At 69.7% G+C, this 14,598-nt stretch carries 14 protein-coding genes; 9 read left to right on the plus strand and 5 right to left on the minus strand.

What is annotated here, in order from left to right:
• Positions 1-21 precede the first annotated feature (21 nt).
• The 8 genes from sdhC to F620_RS0106715 are packed head-to-tail and all read left to right on the plus strand — an operon-like array spanning position 22 to position 5,188.
• Entirely contained in the window at positions 22-405 is a 384-nt protein-coding gene (gene sdhC / locus F620_RS0106680; RefSeq protein WP_018870430.1) for a succinate dehydrogenase, cytochrome b556 subunit, read from the plus strand.
• Positions 402-740, plus strand: a complete 339-nt coding sequence (gene sdhD, locus F620_RS0106685) for a succinate dehydrogenase, hydrophobic membrane anchor protein (RefSeq protein WP_018870429.1) — start codon at positions 402-404, stop codon at positions 738-740. Before sdhC ends, sdhD begins: the two co-directional genes overlap by 4 nt.
• Entirely contained in the window at positions 737-2,512 is a 1,776-nt protein-coding gene (gene sdhA, locus F620_RS0106690; RefSeq protein WP_019569940.1) for a succinate dehydrogenase flavoprotein subunit, read from the plus strand. Before sdhD ends, sdhA begins: the two co-directional genes overlap by 4 nt.
• Positions 2,512-3,213 (plus strand): succinate dehydrogenase iron-sulfur subunit, encoded by a 702-nt coding sequence (locus tag F620_RS0106695; protein ID WP_018870427.1) that lies wholly within the window; start codon positions 2,512-2,514, stop codon positions 3,211-3,213. Before sdhA ends, F620_RS0106695 begins: the two co-directional genes overlap by 1 nt.
• 41 nt (positions 3,214-3,254) lie before the next feature.
• On the plus strand, positions 3,255-3,467 hold the full coding sequence (locus F620_RS0106700; RefSeq protein ID WP_019569941.1) for a succinate dehydrogenase assembly factor 2: 213 nt from the start codon (positions 3,255-3,257) through the stop codon (positions 3,465-3,467).
• On the plus strand, positions 3,421-4,386 hold the full coding sequence (locus F620_RS0106705; protein ID WP_019569942.1) for a NifU family protein: 966 nt from the start codon (positions 3,421-3,423) through the stop codon (positions 4,384-4,386). Before F620_RS0106700 ends, F620_RS0106705 begins: the two co-directional genes overlap by 47 nt.
• A gap of 16 nt (positions 4,387-4,402) precedes the next feature.
• Positions 4,403-4,819 (plus strand): ATP-binding protein, encoded by a 417-nt coding sequence (locus tag F620_RS0106710; protein ID WP_019569943.1) that lies wholly within the window; start codon positions 4,403-4,405, stop codon positions 4,817-4,819.
• 27 nt (positions 4,820-4,846) lie between these two features.
• A complete protein-coding gene (locus tag F620_RS0106715) occupies positions 4,847-5,188 on the plus strand; it encodes an STAS domain-containing protein (protein WP_019569944.1) in 342 nt (113 codons plus the stop codon).
• 29 nt (positions 5,189-5,217) lie between these two features.
• Here F620_RS0106715 and F620_RS0106720 read toward each other — a convergent pair whose 3' ends face one another.
• Both F620_RS0106720 and F620_RS0106725 read right to left on the minus strand, forming a co-directional pair.
• Positions 5,218-7,197 carry a SpoIIE family protein phosphatase gene (locus F620_RS0106720; protein ID WP_019569945.1) on the minus strand — a complete coding sequence of 660 codons (1,980 nt, stop codon included), beginning with the start codon at positions 7,195-7,197 and terminating at the stop codon, positions 5,218-5,220.
• The gene (locus F620_RS0106725; protein WP_026331340.1) at positions 7,181-8,131 is read right to left on the minus strand and encodes an ABC transporter substrate-binding protein; all 951 of its coding nucleotides are present in this window, start codon (positions 8,129-8,131) and stop codon (positions 7,181-7,183) included. Before F620_RS0106725 ends, F620_RS0106720 begins: the two co-directional genes overlap by 17 nt.
• A gap of 106 nt (positions 8,132-8,237) precedes the next feature.
• Between F620_RS0106725 and F620_RS0106730 the strand changes: the two genes are divergently transcribed.
• Entirely contained in the window at positions 8,238-10,526 is a 2,289-nt protein-coding gene (locus tag F620_RS0106730) for a TRIC cation channel family protein (protein WP_019569947.1), read from the plus strand.
• On the opposite strand, the gene F620_RS0106735 is transcribed toward F620_RS0106730, so the two are convergent.
• From F620_RS0106735 to F620_RS0106745, 3 genes are read right to left on the minus strand one after another with little or no spacing between them, the layout of a single operon-like run.
• Complete coding sequence (locus tag F620_RS0106735; RefSeq protein WP_019569948.1) at positions 10,483-12,558, minus strand: DUF3488 and transglutaminase-like domain-containing protein; 2,076 nt, start codon at positions 12,556-12,558, stop codon at positions 10,483-10,485. The genes F620_RS0106730 and F620_RS0106735 overlap by 44 nt on opposite strands.
• Positions 12,555-13,580: a DUF58 domain-containing protein gene (locus F620_RS0106740; protein ID WP_019569949.1), complete on the minus strand. Its 1,026-nt coding sequence runs from the start codon at positions 13,578-13,580 to the stop codon at positions 12,555-12,557. The genes F620_RS0106735 and F620_RS0106740 overlap by 4 nt, the downstream gene beginning before the upstream one ends.
• A complete protein-coding gene (locus tag F620_RS0106745; RefSeq protein ID WP_018870422.1) occupies positions 13,562-14,476 on the minus strand; it encodes a MoxR family ATPase in 915 nt (304 codons plus the stop codon). The genes F620_RS0106740 and F620_RS0106745 overlap by 19 nt, the downstream gene beginning before the upstream one ends.
• Positions 14,477-14,598: the final 122 nt, after the last annotated feature.

Consider the following 14,598-nt stretch of genomic DNA (forward strand, 5'->3'; position numbering starts at 1 on the left):
CCATCACGAGCGAGAGGTCGCATGCCCCGGTCACCGGTTCGTCCCGTTTTCCTCGATCTGCGCAGGATCCGGTTTCCGCTGAATGCCGTGGTCTCGATTCTGCACCGCGTGACCGGCGTGCTGCTGATTCTCGCGATCCCCGTGCTGTTGTGGCTGCTGCAGCTCTCGCTGTCCGGCCCCCAGGGTTTTGCCCGCGTGGCCGGCTGGGTCGGTCACCCGCTGGGCCTGCTGGTGCTGCTGGGTGTCCTGTGGTGGCTGCTGCATCACCTGTTCGCGGGCATCCGCTATCTGGCGATGGAATTCGGGATCGGCGAGGACCGCGAGGGGTCGCTGCGCACCGCGCGCCAGGCCCTGATTGCGGGGATCGTCGCCACCCTGATCGTCTGGGGAGGGCTGTGGCTGTGAGACTCCTGAGCGGACAGCGCGCCTGGCTGCTGCAGCGGATCACTGCGGTGTATCTGGGCGTGTTCACCGTGCTGATGCTGGGCTATTTCATCTTCTTCGCGCCGGCCGATCATGCCCGCTGGCTCGCCTTTGTCGGGCATCCGCTGGTGGGCCTGCTGACGGCGGTGGGCGTGGTAGCCCTGCTGCTGCACGCATGGATCGGCCTGCGCGACGTGATCATGGACTACGTCCATCCCTTCGGCACCCGTCTGACGGTGCTGATCCTGTCGGCCACCGGCCTGCTGATCCTCGGCCTGTGGGCCTTCGCAATCCTGTTCAAGGCATGGCTTTCATGAACGTGACCCGGCGCAAGTTCGACGCCCTCATCATCGGGGCCGGCGGGGCCGGCCTGCGGGCAGCCCTGCAGCTGTCCAACGCCGAGGCCAAGGTGGCCGTGGTGTCCAAGGTGTTCCCCACGCGCTCGCATACCGTGGCGGCGCAGGGCGGGGTGAACGCCGCGCTGGCCAACGTGCTGCCCGATTCCTGGCACTGGCACATGTTCGACACGGTGAAGGGTTCCGACTACCTGGGCGACCAGGACGCGATCGAATACATGTGCCGCGCCGCTTCCAGGGTGGTCTACGAGCTGGACCACTTCGGCGTGCCGTTCTCGCGCCTGGACAACGGCAACATCTACCAGCGTGCGTTCGGCGGGCAGAGCCAGAACTTCGGCCAGGACCAGGCCGCGCGCACCTGTGCCGCCGCCGACCGCACCGGCCACGCGATCCTGCACTCGCTGTACCAGCAGAACCTGCGCGCGCGCACGCATTTCTTCGACGAATATTTCGCGGTGGACCTGCTGCGCGATGCCGAGGGGCACGTGCTGGGGGTGCTGGCGTTCGAGATCCTCAGTGGCGAGCCGATCGTGATCGAGGCCAAGACCACGCTGATCGCCACCGGCGGGGCGGGGCAGCTGTTCCGCACCACCACTAACGCGCTGATCAACACCGGCGACGGCATGGCGATGGCCCTGCGCGCGGGGATCCCGCTGGAGGACATGGAGTTCGTACAGTTCCACCCCACCGGGATCGCCGGGCGCGGGATGCTGATCACCGAGGGTGCGCGCGGCGAGGGCGGCTACCTGGTCAATTCGGACGGCGAGCGCTTCATGGAGCGCTATGCGCCGAACGCGAAGGACCTGGCCTCGCGCGACGTGGTCTCGCGCGCGATCGCCACCGAGGTGCGCGAAGGCCGCGGCTGCGGGCGCAACGCTGATCACGTGTTCCTCGACCTGCGCCATCTGGGCGCGGACACCATCATGCAGCGCCTGCCGGGGATCCGCGAGGCCAGCCAGACCTTTCTCAACGTGGATCCGATCGACGCGCCGATCCCGGTGTTTCCGACCTGTCACTACAGCATGGGCGGGATCCCCACCAACCGCGACGGGCAGGTGGTCGCGCCGGTCAAGGACTCGCCCGAGGACCCGGTGCCGGGGCTGTATGCCGCCGGCGAGGCGGCCTGTGTCTCGGTCCACGGGGCGAACCGGCTGGGGGGTAACTCGCTGCTGGACATCCTGGTGTTCGGCCGCGCGGCGGCCAATCACATCCTCGAATACCTCGAGGAGAACCGTTATCACCGTCCGCTGGACGAATCCGCGGTGGAGGCGGCCATGGCGCGGCTCGCCCGCTGGGATCGGCGGGATTCGGGCACCGGCGAGATCGAGTCGGTGGACGGGCTCAAGCGCGAACTGCGCAAGGTGATGGAGGACCACTGTTCGGTGTTCCGCACCGACGAGGTGATGCGCGAGGGTGTGGAGAAGGTACGAGAGCTGCGCCGGCGCCTGGACCACGCGGTGATCCATGACCACACGCCCACGTTCAACACCGCGCGGGTGGAGGCGATGGAGCTGGAGAACCTGATGGACTGCGCGATCGCCACCATCCGCTCCGCGCTGGGACGCGAGGAGAGCCGTGGCGCGCATTCGCGCATCGACTTCCCGGAACGCGACGATCAGCGCTGGCTGCGCCACAGCCTGTACTCGCTGGAGGACGACAGCCTCGACTACAAGCCGGTGCGGACCCGGCCGAATACCGTGGCCTCGTTCCCGCCGAAGGAGCGCACCTACTGATGGAATTCTCGATCTACCGCTTCAACCCGGAGACCGACACGCTGCCGAAGATGCAGCGTTTCACCCTGCCCGACGAGCAGATGGAGCCGGGGATGATGCTGCTGGATGCCCTGCTGCTGCTGAAGGAGCAGGACGACTCGCTGGGTTTCCGGCGTTCCTGCCAGCACGGGGTCTGCGGTTCCGACGGCATGAACATCAATGGCACCAACGGACTGGCCTGCGTGACGCCGCTGGAGGAGCTGGATACCCCGGTGACCCTGCGTCCGTTCCCGGGGATGCCGGTGATCCGCGATCTGATCGTGGACATGACCAATTTCTGGGACCAGTATCGCGCGGCCGAGCCCTGGCTGGTGAACGACAGCCCGGAGCCCGAGGTGGAGCGCAAGCAGGACCCGGCCGACCGCGACGAGCTGGACGGGCTGTACGAGTGCATCCTGTGCGGCTGCTGTTCGGCGGCCTGCCCGTCGTACTGGTGGAACCCGGACAAGTTCCTCGGCCCCGCCGCGCTGCTGCAGGCCGCGCGCTTCATCAAGGACACCCGCGACGAGGCCACCGAGCACCGGCTGGACCGGCTGGATGACGCCTGGAAGCTGTACCGCTGTCACACCATCATGAACTGCACCCAGGTCTGTCCCAAGGGCCTCAATCCGGCGAAGGCGATCAGCGACATCCGCCGCACCATGCTGAAGAGGTCACTGTGACGGAACCCGACAGCCGCACTCGCTGGCGCTGCCGCCGGGGCATGCTGGAGAACGACTGGCTGCTCGGGGAGTTTCTCGCGCAGGGATATGCGCAACTGGACCAGGAGGGTCGCGATGCCTTCGAACGGCTGCTGGATTATCCCGACAACGTGCTCTACGAGGTGGTCATGGGCCGCCAGACCACCGCGGATGCCGGGATAGCCCGGCTTGCCCCGCTCATCCGCGCCGCCGCTGCGGCTGCGCCTGCACCCTGATCCGCGGCTCGCGCGCCGGATCCTCGCCGGTCAGGTGCTGCTGAGCACCGCGGTTTTGCTGTACGCCCTGGTCTACACCGTATGGTGGACATGGCCGGTGGCGGGCGTACTGGTGGCGGCCGCGTTCGGCTGGTCCCGGCGTGGCCGCCAGCCGCACTTCGACTGGCTGGGGTGCACCGCGTACGGGCGCTGGTGGCTGGCCACCGCCGAGGGCCTGCGCCAGGAACGCATCCACGATATCGAGATCCTGCCGGACACCCGGGTGTTCTCTACCCGCGTGGTGCTGCGCTATCGCCCCGCGGGTGGGGGTCGCCCGGGGACCCTGTGGCTGTACCCGGGGCGGGTGGATGCGGACGACCTGCGCCGGTTGCGCATGCGCCTGCGCTGGCCCGCGCCGGGTCCGGCGGAATCCGGGGAGCCGGTGAGGCCTCGCGACGTGATCGCGCGCGGCGTTGCTATACTGGCCGCACTGCGAGCTAGCGGAGGCCGGATCATGGCGGGAGATCAAACGCGTCCCGACAACGCACAGGTCATGGTGGACGTGTCGCACCTGCTGAAGGACGACCCCGATCACGTCTACAGCGAGGAAGAGCTGGACGCGATCGAGGAGCTCGATCCGGAGCTGGCGCTGCGCCTGGACCGGGCCCAGACCCATGCGGCCCGGGAACAGGCCGACGTGCCGGCCGACGGCCCCATCGACGAGGACGCGGTGCGCGAGGCCATCGAGGAGGCGCGGCGCATCATGATGCAGGATGGCGGCGACATCGAGTTCGTCGAGCTGGACGGGCGCACCGTGCGCGTGCGCCTGAAGGGGGCCTGCGTCGGCTGCCCGCGTTCCACCCTGGATCTCAAGAATGTGGTCGAACGCCTGGTCCGCTCGCGGGCGCCGGGCGTGGCCTCCGTGGCCAACACCTTCTGAAGGCCACGGTGGCCCGGTGCAGCGGCAGCTGAATATCCGCAACGAGCTCGCGGAGATCCCCCGGCTGGCGCAGGAGGTGGAAGCCTTCTGCGAGGCCGCGGGGGTGGATGCCGGGTCGGTCCATCCGGTCAACCTGGTGCTCGACGAGTGGATCACCAACCTGATCTCCTATGCGTTCCCGGATCGGCAGGAACACCGCATCGGCGTGGAACTGCACGCCGGGCCCGAGGGCCTCACGGTCGAGGTCACCGACGATGGCACCCCGTTCAATCCGCTGGAAGACGCCCCCGAGGTGTCGCTGGAAGGCGACGTCGAGGAACGTGCGGTGGGCGGGCTGGGCCTGCATTTCATGAAGACCCTGATGGACGACATCCACTACGACCGCCGCGATGGCGTGAACCGGCTGCGCCTGCAGCGCCGTCCGCGCGGCTGACACCGCAGCGAAAGGACCTGGAAGACCATGGAGCTGAAAGAAGAGACCGTGGACGGCGTGCGCGTGATCCGTCCCGCCGGCCGTCTGGACAGCAACACCTCGCCGGAACTGGAAGCGGCGCTGTTCGCGCATCTGGAAGCGGATCCGCGCCTGGTCATCCGCTTTGCCGATGTCGAATACATCTCCAGCGCGGGCCTGCGCGTGATGCTGATGGCGGCCAAGAAGGTGCGGCAGCAGGGCGGGCAGCTGGTGCTGTGCGAGATCCACGAGCCGATCCGCGAGGTCTTCGAGATCAGCGGGTTCCTGTCGATCCTGGAGGTCTGTGACGACCGCGACGCGGCGGTGGCACAGGTGCGCGACGGGGCCTGACCCGGGCGGCCTGATCCCGGGCGCGGTCGTCAGGCCCCGGTGGGGTCCGCCTCACCCGCGGGGGCGCGATAGCGCAGTGCGAGGACGGTGATGTCGTCCGCCTGCGGCGTGCCCTCGGCGAAATCCTCGACCGACTGCATGATGGCGTCGACCTGATCGCGTGCCGGGCGACCGGCGAGCGCGTCGTACAGGGTGCCCAGGCGGTCCTCGCCGAACAGTGCCTGTTGCGGATCGGTGGCCTCGGTGACGCCGTCGGTATACAGCAGCAGTTCCTCGCCCGGCGCCAGGCGGACCTGCTGCGAGGCGTAGTCCATGTCCTCCATGGCACCCAGCACCAGCCCCGGCGGCAGCCGCAGCCATTCTCGCGAGCCGTCGGCGTAGCGGTGCAGCGGCGGGTTGTGGCCGGCGTTGGCCAGGGTCACCACGCCGGTGTCCAGGTCCAGGATCCCGCACAGGTAGGTCACGAACATCGCGTTCTCGTTGTGCAGGCACAGCTCGTTGTTCACGCGCGCGAGGATCCGGCCGGGGTCGGGCTCCTGCTCGGCGATCCCCTTGACCAGGGTCCGCGTGACCGCCATGAACAGTGCGGCCGGCACGCCCTTGTCGGAGACATCCCCCACGGCGAAGAACAGTCGCCCCTCGTCGTCCAGGGTGAAGAAGTCGTAGAGGTCGCCGCCCACCTCGCGGGCCGGACGCAGGTCCGCATGCAGCTCGACCCCGGCACGCATGCGTGACAGGTCCAGGCGCCGGGGCAGGAAACTCATCTGGATGTTGCGCGCGATCTTGAGCTCGGACTCGATGCGCTCCTTGGCCGCGGTGGTGGCGGTGAGGTCGTTGATGTAGTCCTTCAGCGACAGGCGCATTTCGTCGAACGAGCGCGCCAGTTCGCCCACCTCGTCCTGCGAGCGGATCGGGGGCAGCGGGCGGTCGAGGTTGCCGCGCGCGATCTCCCCGGCGCTGGAGACCAGCCCCTTGAGTGGCCGGGTGATGCCGCGCGAGATCGCGATGATGGCGCCCAGCAGCACCAGGAAGCCGGTGCTGCCGATGATCAGCACCCAGTGCATGACCCGCAGCACGTCGCCGAACAGCTCGCGTTCGGGGATGACCACGCCCACCACCCAGTCGGGGTCCGGCAGACGTACGTGATAGAGCCGCGCGGGTTCGTCGATCAGGGCCTCGGGCAGCCGGGTGAAGCCCTCGTCGCTGCGCTGCAGCTCGCGGCCCAGTTCCCGTAGCTCGGGCGCCTCCAGGGTCTCTGCGAGGCTGAACAGGCTCTCGCGCATGATCCAGTCGCGATCGGGCCAGGTGATGAAGCGCGTGCGCGGGCTCAGCAGGAAGGCAAATCCGCTGTCGAGGATCTCCACCTCGTCCACCCGGTCGGTGAGGCGCGGCAGTTCCACGTCCAGCGTGACCACGCCGGCGAGGGCCCCGGTGTTGCTCACTCCCTCGGTGTCCGGCCCGGGATGGCCGAACGGGGTGGAGAAGGTGGTGATCAGACGGTCGGGGTCGGCCGCGGAGGCAAACGGCTCGGCCCAGAAGTCGTGCCCGGTCAGGGCCGGGATCTGGTACCAGTCGCGGGTGAAATAGTCGCCGTTGTCGGCGCCCAGATCCATGTATTCCAGCGAATCGCCTTCCTCGTAGACGAACGGACCGAAGGCCTCGCGCCCGGGCAGGGCCGCACCGGGCTCCCAGCTCACCGCGGTCCCCTGGATCTCGTCCGAGCCGCCGGTCACCGACTCCAGCAGCGGGCGCAGGTCCTCCGGCGGGTGCGCGCCGGTGGTCAGGGAGGCGGCGAGGGTGCGGGCCGAGCCGGCGACCTCGTTGAGCGAGGACTCGATGCGGCTGGCGGTCGCATGGGTCAGCTCGCGCGCCTGGTCCTCGGCGTGGTCGAGCATGATCCCCCGGACCATGTAATATAGCAGCCCGGAGGTGCTGAAGAAGATCACGGCCACGGTCAGGACCGTGACCAGCGCCAGCCGGACCGCGAGGCTCTTACTCGGGGGGTGCATCGATCACCGGGCGATGAAAACGTTCGTGCTCCGCCGGCTCCCGGCTCAGGATGCCGGTCTCGCGCATCAGGGTATGCGCCATCAGGTAGTCTTCCGGATCCAGCACCGGGGCGGGCAGGCGCCCGGTGTCGTCCAGGTAGAGCGGGCGCAGCGCCTCCAGCATGAGGTGCTGGTGCGCGCGGTTGGACGGCTCGCCCTGTGCGCGCACGCGTTGCATCACTGCGTCCACTGCGGCCTCGGGATCGTCGAAGGCCTGCTGCCATCCGCGCAGCGAGGCACGCACGAAGGCCTCCACCGCCTCGGGGCGTTCCTCCAGCGTGGACGCCAGCACGTACACTCCGTCTTCGGCCAGCCCCACGCCGTGTTCCTCCAGCGAGATGGTCTCCAGTTCGTCAGGGTCGTGCCCGGCCAGGTACAGCTCGACCATCTCGTTGTAGAGCGTGGCGGTGGCCGCCTCCACCGCGCCGGTGCGCAGGGCGGTCATGGTGGCACCCTGGTCGACGATCTCCGGCTCGACGTCGTGGCTGCGGAACAGCGCCTCGGGCTGGCCGCGGAAGCTGTCCCAGCGGGCGACGCGCCGACCGTCCAGGTCCTCGGGCGTGCGGATCCCGTGTTCGGCCAGTGACACCATGACCAGCGACGACTCGTGCAGCAGTTGTGCTACGTTGACGACCTCCACCCCGGCCTCGCGCAGTTCCAGCGCCTGGACCAGGTAGAGCAGGGCGATGTCGGCCTCGCCGGAGGCCAGGGCCCGCGGTGCGGGATGGTCCGGGCCATGCGGCAGGATCTCCACGTCGAGGCCCGCCGCGGCATATTCGCCCCGCTCCTGTGCGAGGTAAAAGCCGGCGAACTGCGCCTGTGGCACCCAGTGCGGCTGCACCCGCAGGGGATCGTCGGCAACGCCGGTCATCGGCAGCAGGCCCAGCGCCGCCAGGCATAGCGCGGCGAGACCGGCGTGGCCACGACGGGTCGGGACGGGCGGGCCACTTGCGGGATGCGGGGTTGGACGGGGCATGCGTGCGGGATCACCGGGAGGGCCAATGACAACGCCGACCAGCATACCGGCCGCGAACACGGGACGCACCCGGCCAGCCGCCAGCGCCTGGCGGGTCCTGGCGTGGTTGCTGCTGGTCCTGCTGTGGCCGTTGCCGGCGAGTGGCGGCGCGTCCGTGGCGGATGTCGCGTTGCCGCTGCCGGTGGCGAGCGGGGATCCGCCACAGACCCTGCGCAGCGGCTGGTTCGAGCGACCGCCCTACCAGTTCGCCGACACCGCGGCCGCCGGGGGCGCCGGCGATCCGACCGGCCTGGATCTGCGTGTTGCGCAGGAGGCCCTGGAAGGCGTCGGCCACGCGGTCGGGTACCGTCCGATGGACTGGGCCGCTCAGCTCGAAGGCCTGCGTCGCGGGACCGTGGATTTCGTCGTCGGGACCTATTTCGATCCGGGGCGGCTGGATTACGTGCACTATTCGCGGCCGTACCGCGAGGAGCGCAACGCCCTGTATCTGCGCCGCGATGCCGACCACGGGTTCGCGGACCGGGATGCGTGGCTGGATGCGGTGGAGCAGGGCGAGTTCCGCCTCGGGCTGTCCACCGGCTATACCTTTGCCGATCCGGAGGTGGCCGGTCGCCTGTCCGATCCGGCGCCGGAGGCCCGCATCATGGACACGGCGGGGGATGCCGAGAACCTCGCCGCACTGGTGGACGGGCGCATCGACGGGTTCGTGGCCGATCCGGTGATCATGGACCTGATGCTGGCACGTACCGGGCAGGCGGATCAGATCCGGCGTGCCGGGCTTGATCTCGGCTCGGTGGGGGTGCGGGTGATGTTCAGCCGGGCGACGGTCCCGCGTGCCCTGGTCGACGCCTTCGACCGCGAGGTGGAGGCGCTGGAGGAGGGGCGGCGCATTGCCCAGCTGGAGGTCGAGCACATCCTGCCCGCCTTCCTGGTGATGACCACCAGCGAGCTGTGGTTCAACGCGTTGACTTTGATGGGGATCCTGGCGTTTTCCGCCTCCGGGGTGATGCTGGCCCGGCGCGAGCGCTACAACCTGTTCGGCGCGCTGGTGCTGGCCACCCTGCCGGCGATCGGCGGCGGGGTGCTGCGCGACCTGCTGCTGGGTCGCGAGCCGGTGTTCATCTTCGACACCCCGGAGTTCCTGCTGCTGCCCGTCGTGGTGGTGGCCACCGGGTTCGCGTTGTACAAGCTGCACGATCACTGGCTGGTGCATCGTGCCGCGGTGCAACGGCTGATTGCCCGTCAGCGGGCCGGGGTGGGCGGACGCCTGGTCGGCTGGCTGCAGCAGGGGCTGGATGCCTGGGCGGTGGCGGCGTTCACCGTGATCGGCGTGGGCGTGGCGGTGGAGTCGCAGGCCAGTCCGCTGTGGCTGTGGGGCCCGGTGATGGCGGTGGTCACGGCGTCCTTCGGGGTGATCATGCGCGACGTGGTGCGTTCGGATTTCAACATCGACATGCTCAAGCGCGACTCCTTCGCCGAGATCGCGGTCCTCGGCGGACTTGCCTACTCCCTGCTCCTGCTGTGGCCCCCGGTGGAGCTGTCGATGACCTACATCCTGGTGGTCACCAACGTGGTGATGCTGGTGCTGTTCGCCGCGCGCCTGCTGGTGCTGTGGTCGGGACGTATCAATCCGCTGCAGATGGGCGACCCGCACACCTTGCCGGAACGCCGGCTGGACGACCTGGAGGCTGCCGAACCGGCGCTGTGGGAGCGCCTGGCGGGGTTCCTGGAGGAGGATGCGCAGGGTCGTGCCCGGGCGGCCGAGCCGGGCCGGCTGGAGTCCCTGCACAAGGACTTCGGCTATGCCCTCGAGCCACTGCTGTCCGAGTTCACCTCGCTGGCCGCCGAACCGCTGTTCGAGAGCACCGTGGTGCGCTATCAGAACCTGCGCAGCCGGTTCGACACCCTGCGCGGGCTGGAACAGCAGCTCTACGACCATCTGCGTGCGCCTGCGCCGGGCGATCTGCCCGACGCGGAGCAGGCGCGCGAGCTGGAGACCCGGGTCTGCGAAGGGCTGCGCAGCCTGCTGGATACCGTGACCATGGCCGTCAACAGTGGCGACCGGGAAGACTTCGAGTGGCTGCGCGAGCTGAGCAGTAACCAGCGCACGCGCTTCGACGGGCTGCGCGCGCGCTATCTGCAGTCGGCCGATCCGCGGCCCGGCGGGGCTCTGGATCAGGTACTGCAGCGCACCCATCGGGTGGAGCGGATGATGTGGATGCTGGCCGACTACGTGGAGCAGCGGCTGGCGCCGGGCGGCGGGGCGGCCGTCAGTGACCGCCGCCAGCGGCAGGCGCTGCTGCAGGGGGCGTAGCGCCCGCGCCGGGATCCGGCCGGCGCGGGACGCGCGCAACGGCGGCCTTCAGTGCCTGGCGGTGGTGGCGCCGGCCGGTCTCGTCCAGCGGCGCGAAGCGCAGGGCGTTGTAGTGCCGGGCGAAGGCCTCCAGGGCCTCGCGGTCCTGTGGCCGGGCCGCGGCCACGCGCCGCACCCAGGCATCCACGCTCTCGTGCGGCTGGTGCGCCAGGCCCGCGCCGCGCAGGCGCCGGGACAACCGGTGGAGGGCGCGCTGCGCCGGATCCCGGCGCTCGCGTCCGCGCAGCAGCAGCCACAGCGCGACCCCGGCAGCCAGGGTGCCGAAGCTGACCCCCAGCGCGATCAGCACGCTGCGCCAGTCGCGAGGATCCAGGCCAAAGCGCTCGAACAGCCGCTGCTGACGCTCGGGGGTGAACGCCAGCACCCAGGTCTCCCAGCGAAAGCCGATGAACTCTCGCCAGTCCTGCAGCTCGAAACGCGCCTGCTGCAACCAGGAGAGGCCCTCGCGGCGCAGGAAGTCCGGTGTCTGCTCGCCCTCGGAGGGTGACAGGCCCTGCAGGCCCTGCTCGATGCGCTCGGGCGCAATCGCCGCAGTGGGGTCGACCCGTAGCCAGCCCTCGCCGTCGATCCAGACCTCGTTCCAGGCATGGGCGTCGGCGTTGCGCAGGCGCAGATAGCCACCGCGTTCGCGCCACTCGCCTCCGTGATAGCCGGTGACCACCCGCGCGGGGACGCCCGCCGCCCGCATCAGCACCGCGAACGCCGAGGCGTAGTGTTCGCAGTAGCCGGCGTGGGTATCGAACAGGAACGCATCGGTGTGATCGCCCGTGGTCTGCGGTGGCTGCAGGGTGTAGCGGTAGGGTTCGCCGGAGAAACGCGCCAGGGCGGTTTCAATGATGGCGCGCGGGTCGTCGTGCGTGGCCGTCCAGAGCCCGGCCTGGGCGCGGGCCTGCGGCGCGGCGCCCGGGGGCAGCGCCAGGGCCCGCTCGCGGGTCTCGGGGTCCAGGGCGGGGACGTCGGCGTCGCTGCCCGGGGGGCGCGTCAGATCGGCGCTGGCGGTGTACTGGATGCGCCCGGTGATGCGCTGGTCGCGGATGACCTGATGGTTCGCGCGCAGCTCGGCATCGTCGGGCAAGCGGGCGGGATATTCCAGAACCGGCAGGTAGCGGGAACGCGTGGGTTCCAGCGTGACGGTGTAGTCGACGGTATCGCCCTCCACCGCGGGCGGTTCGATCGACGAATCTCCACGATCGGCACGCCATTGGCGGCCGTCGAAGTCGGTCATCACCATGCTCCGCCAGTATTGTGCGCGGGTCGGCGGGATCTCGCCGTGGAATTCGACCCGGGCGGCGACGGTTTCGTCCTGCAGCAGTTCGGCGATGTCGCCGGGGTTCATCTCGTCGGACAGGCCGGTCTGCGCGGTGTCGTCCCGGTCCTCGCGATCGCCCCAGAGCGGCCCCTCGATGCGCGGGAAGACGATGAACAGGATGAGCATGAACGGCAGGGCGTGTACCAGCATGGTCCCGGCGCGGCGGGCCAGATAACCGGGCGTCAGCGGGCGGGCGGCGTGCAGCTGCACCAGGGCCGCGGTCAGCAGCAGCGCCCCCAGCAGCGACCACAGCCCGATCCAGAAAGCCTGGTCGAAGAAATACGTGGTGACGATGACGAAATAACCCAGAAACAGCGCAATGACCACGTCGCGTCGGCTGCGCGCCTCCAGCAGCTTGAGCGCGATCATCACCAGCAGCAGCGCGCTCCCGGCCTCCTGGCCGAACAGGGTGCCGTAATGTGCCAGGGTCATGGCGCCGGCACCCAGGGCGAGGAGGCTCATCACCCACAGCGAGGGCGCGCGGGTCCCGCGCCAGTGCACCCAGCCGCGCAGCAGCACGGCCAGGGCCATCAGCAGGGTCACCCAGGCCGGCTGGTACCAGGCGTGCGGCAGCGCGGCCACGGGCAGGGCGATCAGCGCGATGCCCAGCCCGCGCAGTTCCTCGCGCGGCGGGGCCGGGCGGGTGAGCCAGCCCTCCCTCATGCTCCGTCCTCCAGCGGCAGGGGTGCCGGGGCGGCGCGAAAACGGGCCAGCGCCTGCAGGCAGTGGTCACGATGTTCCGGGCCCTGGCCGGGGTCGATGCGCTGGCCCGGCAGACGCAGGCCCCAGGCGCGCTCCTGCGCATGGGCCTCCAGCACCTGATGGCAGAGCATCGACAGGCGGGTCTCGGTGTCGCCGTGGGGCAGCGCGTCGTAGTCGAACCAGAGGTCGTCCTGTACCCCGCCGGGGCTTTCGCGCACGTGCAGCTTGCCGCTGCGGGCATAGGCCTTCCAGATGATGCGGCCGGGCGGATCGCCGGGGCGGTAGGGCCGGATGTGGTCGGGCGGTTCCTCGGACTGTCCGCGGGCGCCGGTGTCCTCGTCGCCGTCGCCGTGTCCGGCCAGGGCCCGGCCCGGGTCCACGGGCGACGGATAGACCAGGATCTCGGCGTCCAGATTGAGCCAGCTCCAGGCCTCCAGGACCCCCAGCGGGAAGCGCGTGTCCACGCGCTGGCGCGGCAGGCGGTAGACTCCGCGGGGCACGGCCGGCAGCACGATGCGGGCATCGCTCCGGCCACCTGCGGGGATCGCGACCGGTTCGGAAGCGTGTGCACCGACCCGCACGGTAATGGCTTCGCGCCCCCGGCCGTCGGTTTCATGGAGTCGCAGTTGCGCTTCGGGCGCGTTCCCGGCGAACACCGGGTCGATCGGCAGCGGGCGAATCTCCAGTCCCAGCAGGTTGCGATGGGTGTACCAGATGGCGTTGTGCCCGATCCCGGCCAGCAGGAAGGTCAGCAGGAACGCCATGTTGTTGGCGTAGTTGATCGAGCCCAGCAGCATGATCAGGATGATCCCGAGCAGGGTGTAACCGGCGCGGGTGGGCAGGATGTAGATGCGGTCGCGGCCCAGCCGCGCATGCTCGCCGTCGTGCGCGTGGCGGCGGTTGATCCAGCGGATCGCGTCGTCGCGCAGGCGCTGCCAGGTGCCGCGCAGGCGTCGCCGGCGATTCAGCGGCTGGGCACGCATTCCAGCAGGGCCTCCACGGTGCGGGCGGGATCCTGCGGCTCGCGGGCGCGTACGCGGTGGCCGGCCACCGCCGGCAGGACCCGGGCGATGTCGTCGGGGGTGATGTAGTCGCGCGCGTCGAGAAACGCGTGGGCACGTGCCGCGCGCAGCAGGCCCACGCCGGCACGCGGCGACAGGCCGTGGGCAAAGCGGGCGGTATCACGGCTGGCAGCCACCAGCTCCTGGAGATAGTCGAGCACCTTGGAATCGGCGTGCACGGCATCCACGGATGCCTGCCACTCGGCCAGCTGTTCCGGCGTGGCCATGGTGTCCGGGGCCGGGTGGCCGGTGTCCCCGCGGCGTTCCAGCAGGGCGCGCTCGGCCCTTGGGTCGGGGTAGCCGAGTTCGATGCGCATCAGAAAGCGGTCCAGCTGCGACTCCGGCAGCGGATGCGTGCCGACCTGCTCCTCGGGGTTCTGGGTGGCGATCACGAAGAACGGCTCGGGCAGGTCGCGGGTCGCGCCTTCCACGCTGGCCTGGCGTTCTTCCATGGCTTCCAGCAGGGCGCTCTGGGTCTTCGGTGGTGCCCGGTTGACCTCGTCGGCCAGCAGCACCTGGGTGAAGATCGGCCCGGGATGAAAGCGGAATTCGCCGCTTCCCTGTTCGAACACCGACACGCCCAGCACGTCACCCGGGAGCAGGTCGCTGGTGAACTGGACCCGGCGGTAGTCCAGATTCATCGCGCGCGCCAGTGCGTGCGCCAGCGTGGTCTTGCCCACGCCGGGCAGATCCTCGATCAGCAGATGGCCGTTGGCCAGCAGGCAGGTGAGCGCCAGACGGATGGCGCGGGGCTTGCCGAGCAGGATCTGGTTCAGGGCCTGTTCCACCCGCTGCAGGGCGTCCGTTCCCGAAGACATGGCGTTCTCGCGTTATGGGGGAGTTGCAGAAGAGTTTGTAGCGGCCGAATGGTTCCCCTGTATCTGCAGAGTGTCCCCCGCGCTCCGGCGCGGCTACCATGGTCGCGCACGAGTCGGGAAAA

The sequence above is a fragment of the Thioalkalivibrio sp. ALE11 genome (assembly GCF_000381205.1).
Lineage (GTDB): Bacteria > Pseudomonadota > Gammaproteobacteria > Ectothiorhodospirales > Ectothiorhodospiraceae > Thioalkalivibrio.

What these genes read in the sequence shown, in the direction of transcription:
- sdhC (WP_018870430.1), top strand. Translation starts at nt 22, where the DNA reads ATGCCCCGGTCACCGGTTCGTCCCGTTTTCCTCGATCTGCGCAGGATC.
- sdhA (WP_019569940.1), top strand. Translation starts at nt 737, where the DNA reads ATGAACGTGACCCGGCGCAAGTTCGACGCCCTCATCATCGGGGCCGGC.
- F620_RS0106695 (WP_018870427.1), top strand. Translation starts at nt 2,512, where the DNA reads ATGGAATTCTCGATCTACCGCTTCAACCCGGAGACCGACACGCTGCCG.
- F620_RS0106700 (WP_019569941.1), top strand. Translation starts at nt 3,255, where the DNA reads ATGCTGGAGAACGACTGGCTGCTCGGGGAGTTTCTCGCGCAGGGATAT.
- F620_RS0106715 (WP_019569944.1), top strand. Translation starts at nt 4,847, where the DNA reads ATGGAGCTGAAAGAAGAGACCGTGGACGGCGTGCGCGTGATCCGTCCC.
- F620_RS0106720 (WP_019569945.1), bottom strand. Translation starts at nt 7,197, where the DNA reads ATGCACCCCCCGAGTAAGAGCCTCGCGGTCCGGCTGGCGCTGGTCACG.
- F620_RS0106730 (WP_019569947.1), top strand. Translation starts at nt 8,238, where the DNA reads ATGACAACGCCGACCAGCATACCGGCCGCGAACACGGGACGCACCCGG.
- F620_RS0106735 (WP_019569948.1), bottom strand. Translation starts at nt 12,558, where the DNA reads ATGAGGGAGGGCTGGCTCACCCGCCCGGCCCCGCCGCGCGAGGAACTG.
- F620_RS0106740 (WP_019569949.1), bottom strand. Translation starts at nt 13,580, where the DNA reads ATGCGTGCCCAGCCGCTGAATCGCCGGCGACGCCTGCGCGGCACCTGG.
- F620_RS0106745 (WP_018870422.1), bottom strand. Translation starts at nt 14,476, where the DNA reads ATGTCTTCGGGAACGGACGCCCTGCAGCGGGTGGAACAGGCCCTGAAC.